Source organism: Vagococcus sp., from assembly GCF_036639995.1.
Lineage (GTDB): Bacteria > Bacillota > Bacilli > Lactobacillales > Vagococcaceae > Vagococcus.
This window is the reverse complement of record NZ_JAVWHO010000016.1, coordinates 34,336-41,312: the sequence shown is the minus strand read 5'-3', so window position 1 is coordinate 41,312 and position 6,977 is coordinate 34,336. Positions and strand designations below refer to the sequence as shown.

The 6,977-nt window shown below is 34.5% G+C and carries 6 protein-coding genes; 1 reads left to right on the top strand and 5 read right to left on the bottom strand.

The genetic code is table 11. The features are described 5' to 3' along the window. On the bottom strand, nucleotides 1–431 hold a 431-nt coding region (gene rlmH, locus RR554_RS06075), incomplete at its 3' end, for a 23S rRNA (pseudouridine(1915)-N(3))-methyltransferase RlmH (protein ID WP_332467632.1). A gap of 319 nt (nucleotides 432–750) precedes the next feature. On the opposite strand from rlmH, the gene RR554_RS06070 reads away from it, so the two are divergent. Then, nucleotides 751–2,124 carry a S1C family serine protease gene (locus RR554_RS06070; protein ID WP_332467631.1) on the top strand — a complete coding sequence of 458 codons (1,374 nt, stop codon included), beginning with the start codon at nucleotides 751–753 and terminating at the stop codon, nucleotides 2,122–2,124. 47 nt (nucleotides 2,125–2,171) lie between these two features. Here RR554_RS06070 and RR554_RS06065 read toward each other — a convergent pair whose 3' ends face one another. The 4 genes from RR554_RS06065 to walK are packed head-to-tail and all read right to left on the bottom strand — an operon-like array spanning nucleotide 2,172 to nucleotide 6,976. Then, nucleotides 2,172–2,975, bottom strand: a complete 804-nt coding sequence (locus tag RR554_RS06065; RefSeq protein ID WP_332463373.1) for an MBL fold metallo-hydrolase — start codon at nucleotides 2,973–2,975, stop codon at nucleotides 2,172–2,174. A 54-nt stretch (nucleotides 2,976–3,029) separates the two neighbouring features. Beyond that, nucleotides 3,030–3,860 (bottom strand): two-component system regulatory protein YycI, encoded by an 831-nt coding sequence (locus tag RR554_RS06060; protein ID WP_332463372.1) that lies wholly within the window; start codon nucleotides 3,858–3,860, stop codon nucleotides 3,030–3,032. A 3-nt stretch (nucleotides 3,861–3,863) separates the two neighbouring features. Further along, nucleotides 3,864–5,153, bottom strand: a complete 1,290-nt coding sequence (locus tag RR554_RS06055; RefSeq protein WP_332463371.1) for a YycH family regulatory protein — start codon at nucleotides 5,151–5,153, stop codon at nucleotides 3,864–3,866. Then, a complete protein-coding gene (gene walK, locus RR554_RS06050; protein ID WP_332463370.1) occupies nucleotides 5,150–6,976 on the bottom strand; it encodes a cell wall metabolism sensor histidine kinase WalK in 1,827 nt (608 codons plus the stop codon). Before walK ends, RR554_RS06055 begins: the two co-directional genes overlap by 4 nt. Nucleotide 6,977: the final 1 nt, after the last annotated feature.

Below are 6,977 nucleotides of genomic sequence, written 5' to 3'. Positions count from 1 at the left end.
TGCTCCGTCAATATCAATCGCATCAACTGATGTGGATAAGTCAATCTCCCAAATGAAATTTGAGCATCACTTCTTTTCATTACCTCATCTGATAAACCAAGAGAGCCGCCAATCACAAAAGTAAATGAGCTAGTTCCTCTAGTACTAAGTTGGTCAATTTGTTCTGCGAATCCTTCTGACGTGATTTCTTTTCCTTGGATAGCTAACGCAAATACATAGTCACTGTCTGAAATTTTAGCTAGTATTTTTTGCCCTTCTTTTTCTTTAACTTGGAGCATCTCTGCCTCACTTAAATTTTCTGGGGCTTTCTCATCAGGTACTTCAATGATTTCAAATTTACAATATTTTCCTAATCTTTTTTCATATTCTGCAATGCCTTGTTTCAGATATTTTTCTTTTAATTTTCCTACAGCTACAATTTTTATTTTCATTTTTTTCTCCTATTAGTTCTGTTTCAAGAGTTATCCACACTTGTCCACAAGTTTATACACAAATAAATGTCTTTATTTTTAGTTATTCACCGATTTATCCACATTGCTGTTGATAACTCATGTGGAAAACTCTTTGTTCTTCTTCTTTATTTTCTCATTTTTTTTAGTTAAATTCATCAATTTTCCTTAAAAAAAAGATTTTTGACCCAAAGTTCTTCACTTTTTTTTCAAAATTGAGGGTTAGACTTAACTCATCAAACAAATTATAATAAATATATAAAGTATTTTAAAGGAGGAAAGGTGTTTATCACCGCATATAATGAAAAAAGATCCTAGAAAAGACGTTACCCCAGAAAACAGTAGTTCTTCAAAATCTAGTCAGGAAAAGTTCGTACGAAACGAACCTAAAAATAATAGTTACATCAAGCGTTTTGGTGTATCACTTCTAGCCGGTGCTCTAGGCGGATTGTTAGTAGTTGGTGGGTATACTGTAATCAACAATAATAGTGGCAACAACAATGAGCCCTTAACAAGCACACCTTCAAAAAGTGAAGTAAATAGTAGTGGTAAAACAAAAGTTCAAAATGCAAAAGCAGATGTGTCAACAGATGTAACTAAAGCCGTGAAGAAAATGGAAAATGCAGTTGTTTCTGTTACTACTCTTCAAAAACAGCAAACTGAACTTTCAGATTTAGAGCGTATTTTTGGACCATCTGAAAAAAATAAAGATACAGGCGAGTTAGCCGAAGCTAGTGAAGGTAGTGGTGTTATTTACCGTAAAGACGGCAACAAAGCTTATATTGTAACAAATAACCACGTTGTTGCTGGTGCGGATGCTGTTAATATTTTATTTAATAACGGTGAAAAAACTGAAGCTAAAATTATTGGAACAGATGTCTACAGTGACTTAGCTGTATTGGAAATCCCATCTAAAAATGTTTCAAATATTGCTGAATTTGCTGATTCCAATGATATTAAAGTAGGTGAACCAGCTTTAGCAATGGGTTCTCCATTAGGTTCTACATTCTCTAACTCAGTGTCTCAAGGTATCGTTTCTGCTAAAGACCGTATGATTAGTAACCAAACAGAAGATGGTCAATTAATCAGCAGTAACGCCATTCAAACAGATGCTGCCATTAACCCTGGTAACTCAGGTGGCGCTCTTGTTAACTCAAGTGGACAAGTTATAGGTATCAACTCAAGTAAAATTGCTCAAGCAGCTTCTGGTGTCTCTGCAGAAGGTATGGGATTTGCCATTCCTAGTAATGATGTTGTTAAAATCATCAACCAATTAGAAAAAGGCAAACCAGTTGTTCGTCCAATGCTAGGTATTACAATGATTGATTTAAATGCAGTTAGTGCTGAAGAACGTGAAAATGTTCTTAAACTTAAAGGCGACGAAGTAACTGGCGGTGTTGTTGTTGGAGATGTTGAAAAAGATTCTCCTGCTGAAAAAGCTGGTCTTAAGAAATATGATGTCATCACACAATTAGATGGCAAAGATATCAACAATAAATCTGAACTTCAAACTGTTCTTTACCATAAAACAATTGGTGACGACATGGAAATCACTTTCTATCACAATGGTAGAAAACAAAGCAAAACTGTTAAACTAGACCAAGATTCTGCTAAATTACTAGAAAAACAACAAAAACAAAAAGAAAGCTTAAAACAAAGTAACTTCCAAGAATAACAACGTACGAAAAAAGAGGCTGACCGTTATTACAGGTCAACCTCTTTTTATATTGCAAATAATGGGCACGCTTTTTCTGGATCTGTATCCATCACTTTAACTTTACTAACCGCATCAATATCATGTTGTATTAATGTTTCAGTCATGGTCATATGAGCTATTTCTTTTAAGTTATTTTCTTTACTTAAATGGCCCAAGTAAATGCGCTTAGTTTTATCACCAATCACATCTGTTGCAACAATAGCGCCATCTTCATTAGATAAATGACCCTTATCACTCAAAATACGTTGTTTCGTACTCCACGGATAAGGTCCCATTCTAAGCATACCTAAGTCATGATTACTCTCCATTAAATAGCCATCCGCATTTTTGATAATCCCTCTAACACGGTCACTACAATAGCCTGTATCTGTCAACATCACAAAGGCTTTATTATCTTTATGAAACTGATAAAATTGCGGGTCAGCTGCATCGTGTGACACACCAAAACTTTCAATATCAATATCACCTAACGTAAGAACTTGTCCCATGTTAAAGATATTCTTTTGTTCAAAGCTAACTTCACCAATTAACGGATCCATTGCTTGCCACGTTTTTTCATTGGCATAGACATCTAATTTATATTTTCTGGCTAAAACGCCAACTCCATGAATATGATCTCGATGTTCATGTGTGACTAAAATAGCATCTAAATCTTCTGGTTTGCGGTCAATTTGAGCAAGCAAATTAGTAATTTTTTTTCCACTTAATCCAGCATCCACCAACAGTCGTTTTTGACCCGTTTCGACATAAAATGAATTTCCAGAACTACCACTTGCAAGAACGCTCACCTTAAATCCATTTTCTACCACACAAACTCTTCCTTCCTAAACGCTTATACTGTTCACCAGTATATAACAAATCAACTAATTTTTCACTTCTGAAATATTTGAAGAAATTACCGCACTTGAAAAAGCATTCACTCGTTCAATTTGAACAGAATTTTTATTGGATTCAACTGCCACAAACCATGCTGGGATGTAGACATTTTTCCCTCTAACAGTAAAAATTCTCGTATAGGCTAAGTTAATCCATTTAATCTTATTACTTGGTTGTAACCTATTATTTGTATACAAACTAATAATTGCTTCTCTTTCAGAAATGACTGCTTGTTGCTCTCGAAGTGGTTCAATATTATTTAAATATGTCTGCTCATAACTTTCGATAATCGGGCGATTCAAGTCATTTTTAGAAATCATAAGCGATAATCTAGAGGTTTCATCATAGAATGGGATTTTTTCCCACGCTTGATTATACACATAATTTTTACCTGGTTTTGTTTCGCTTCGATTAAGCACGTAATCTTTTCCATTCACCACATTTTGTTTCTGAGAAATAAAGGCTTCAACCTTTTTTGACTCATCAGAATCAGCAATTTCCATCTCATTTTTCCGAATAGGACGAGCCGTTAATTGAGAGTCATTTACTTGCCATTCAGTGCTTTTCAACTCTGCTTTAGCTTCAACTACTAATTCACTTTCTTCTGCAGATAAATAATAACCTTGCCTATTTTTATCTGATAATTTGTGTGGAATTTTAATTTCATCTGCCGTTAATCTTTCTTCAATATTATCCGAAATCGTTCCAGTTGAAATTGTATCTTGAGACGTTTTCCCTTCTTGATAAACATAAAATAGAAACATATTTAGAAAGAGGAATACAACTAGAAAAATGCCTTCAACTCGTTTAAAATCCATTCTCTAGAGTCCCCCTTTTTCAATTTTTCCCACTAATTCACTATGGGAATACCACGCACCATCATAATGAATATACCAAGTTGGTACTAAATCAGCAGCTTGTTTGGTTTCAGCATTGGTTTGCCATTCATAACCAATTTGAGCATCATTGATTAATGACGTGTCAACACCAGCTGAAACTAATTCAGCCATCAAATCTGCTGTCGTCATCAACGTTACTGTTTCACTTGAAGGGATCGGTATCTGAATCATCTCTTGATTCGTTCGTACAAACACATTTCTGTTTTGAACAATTACTTCTAAACGACCTTTCATATTTTGACCAAAAACAGGAAATCCTTCAATGTAGTTTCGATAAGTAATATCCCCATCTTTCACATCAAAATAACGCAATGTTCCTAATGTATTCCCTATATTTTCAACATAAGGAAACGTATCAAAATAGAATGAATTTTTTGAGTCTGATTCTTGGGATTTTAGTTTACCAAAATAATTAACTTCTCCGTTATCAGCTTGAATCGTTAGCGACTCACCTTCTGCATTTGATAAGTTTACATTCTCACTATCATTTGAATACAAGTCATTGGACTGGTCAAAAAAGGCTTTAGAAAATGTTGTAAATGATTGTGTCGCAACAATATAACTATACGTTTTTAATTTTATTTCATCCTTCATATAGTAAATCCCTGAAATATTTTCAGGTTCTAAAGTTACTGGAAAATAATTATTTTTTTTCTCATTCATCACCATGTCTTTTAAGGTTTTACTATCACCTTTGACATCAAAGGCAATACTTTTCTTAAGTGATGCATTCACAAAATAGATTTTCTCAGTATCAAAAGAATAAATAATTCGGTTAAAATTAAATTCTTGTAATTCTTTAGGTAATTTAAAATCCGCTTTGTAGACACTCTCATAAACAGAAACAGGTAATTCTTTTGGAAAAAGTAAATTAAATGAATTTAACGCATAAAACGCTTCTCTTGTTTCCTTCTCACCTAACGCCTCATTACTTTTATAATGAAGTGCCACTAATTTATTATGAAGACTATTAATCACTGTTTCTTTGTTTGAGTAAAGCAAATTATCTTTTTCTTTATGATAAAAAAGCTTAGTTGGTACATACACTTCTGTCATCTTTTTAGTTTGAACCAATTCAGATGAGGGGTCTTTTCCTTTTTCAGCTAAGGAACGATTGGCTGGCTTTGTCCAGATTTTCCAAGATAAAACCAAACTTAATAAAATCAATACAATTAAACTGATTTTTACTACTTTATCGCCTATTTGATTCATTCCCAAAGATCCTCCTCATACGGTTCATAAGGTAAAGAAATAAAGAATGTTGATCCTCTATCTTCCTCACTTTCAACCCAAATATTTCCGCCATGCGCCTTCACGGATTCTTTTGATATCGCAAGACCTAAACCAGAGCCACCCATTGCTCTTGAGCGTGCTTTGTCCACTCGGTAAAAACGATCAAACACTTTTCCAAGAGTTTGCTTAGGAATCCCTAATCCTTCATCAGAAATGCTAATAATCACGTTTTTATGTGTCTCAAGTAGACGACACGTTATTGTGCCTCCAGATGGTGAATACTTCATCGCATTGTTCAAAATATTATCAAATACTTGAATCATTCGGTCTGTATCAATTTCAACCCAAATAGAGCGTTTAGTGAATTCGCGCTTGATTTCATAATTTTTTTCACTATCTTTAATGACCATATCAAATCGGTCAATTACGTAATTAAACAGCTCGTTTAAATTGACTAACTCTAATTTCAATTCAATCTTATTTGAATCCATTCGCGATAATTGTAGCAAGTCATTAATCATACGAATCATGCGGTTAGTTTCTTCTTGTGTCACTTTTAAAAAGGCAGGTGCCACTTCTGGGTCTTGCCACGCACCATCAACTAAAGCTTCAATGTAGCTTCTCATACTTGTTAATGGCGTTCTAAGTTCGTGGGACACATTAGACACAAATTGACGACGTTCTTCCTCATCTTTTTCTTTTTCAGTAACATCATGAAGCACACACACTAACCCACTAATAAAGCCTGATTCTCGTCTAATCATCGAAAATTCTGCTCGTAAAAGCATGGCTTCTCCTAGTTTATCTGAAAAATCAATCAGTGTTTCTTCTTGCTCTTCTAATAGTGTTCTAAAGGTATATTCTTCCTCAATATCTAAGAGTGCTAGAATCGATTCGCCTAACACATCCTCCATTTTTACCTGGAGAATATTCAGAGCAGTGTCATTAATTAAAATAATACTCCCTCGACGATCAGTCCCAATAACACCATCTGTCATATGAGATAGCACACTATCTAAACGGCGCCTCTCAGCATCCATCGTTTCTTGCGCTTCCTCAATTCTTGCAGATACCTCATTAAAGGTTTCACCCAATTGACCTAGCTCATCTTTACCGTAGACTTCTACTTGCCTTGAATAATCCCCATTAGCAATACGCACCGCTTGTTGCTTCATCTCACCAATTGGTTTTGTAATTGTTCTAGCAACCAGTAAGGCAATAATTAAAGAGAAAACTAAAGCAATCATGGACGCATAAAAGAAGATAAGCGCAATATCACTTACCTGTCGGTATTTACTTTCAATGTCACTTTTTACATATAAAAAGCCAATAACAGCGTTTCCTGTTGGAGAATATACTTGTTGGATATTCACATATATACGGTCGCCTGTTACCGGATCTCTGCGTTCCTCTTTTTTCTGGGTAAACGCATTAAAGGATTCATAATCATTTTTCTTACCAATATCACCTTGAAGATTCGGATCACTTGTCGCAATGACAATCCCTTTATCATCAACTAATCTGGCTTCTAGTACATCACTTTTTGAAAATTCCACTAGCGTTCGTTTTAAGTTGTTTTCTTTAGGATTATCTTGGTACTTTGTCAACTCACTACTTAAATTAGTTGCCAAAGAATCTACCTGCGACGTCATATTATCTTCAAAGGTTTGAATCGTTGAAGCTTCCAATTCACGAATAAAAATAGCACCGATAATTTCAATTGAGATCATCAAAAGAAGTACAAATACCAGTGCTATTTTAAAATGAACGGAAGAAAAAAAACGTAATTTCTTTTGATTCATA

Excerpts from the sequence above, each read along its gene's own strand:
- RR554_RS06055 (WP_332463371.1), bottom strand. The coding sequence starts at position 5,153 with ATGAATCAAATAGGCGATAAAGTAGTAAAAATCAGTTTAATTGTATTG.
- RR554_RS06070 (WP_332467631.1), top strand. The coding sequence starts at position 751 with ATGAAAAAAGATCCTAGAAAAGACGTTACCCCAGAAAACAGTAGTTCT.
- walK (WP_332463370.1), bottom strand. The coding sequence starts at position 6,976 with ATGAATCAAAAGAAATTACGTTTTTTTTCTTCCGTTCATTTTAAAATA.
- RR554_RS06060 (WP_332463372.1), bottom strand. The coding sequence starts at position 3,860 with ATGGATTTTAAACGAGTTGAAGGCATTTTTCTAGTTGTATTCCTCTTT.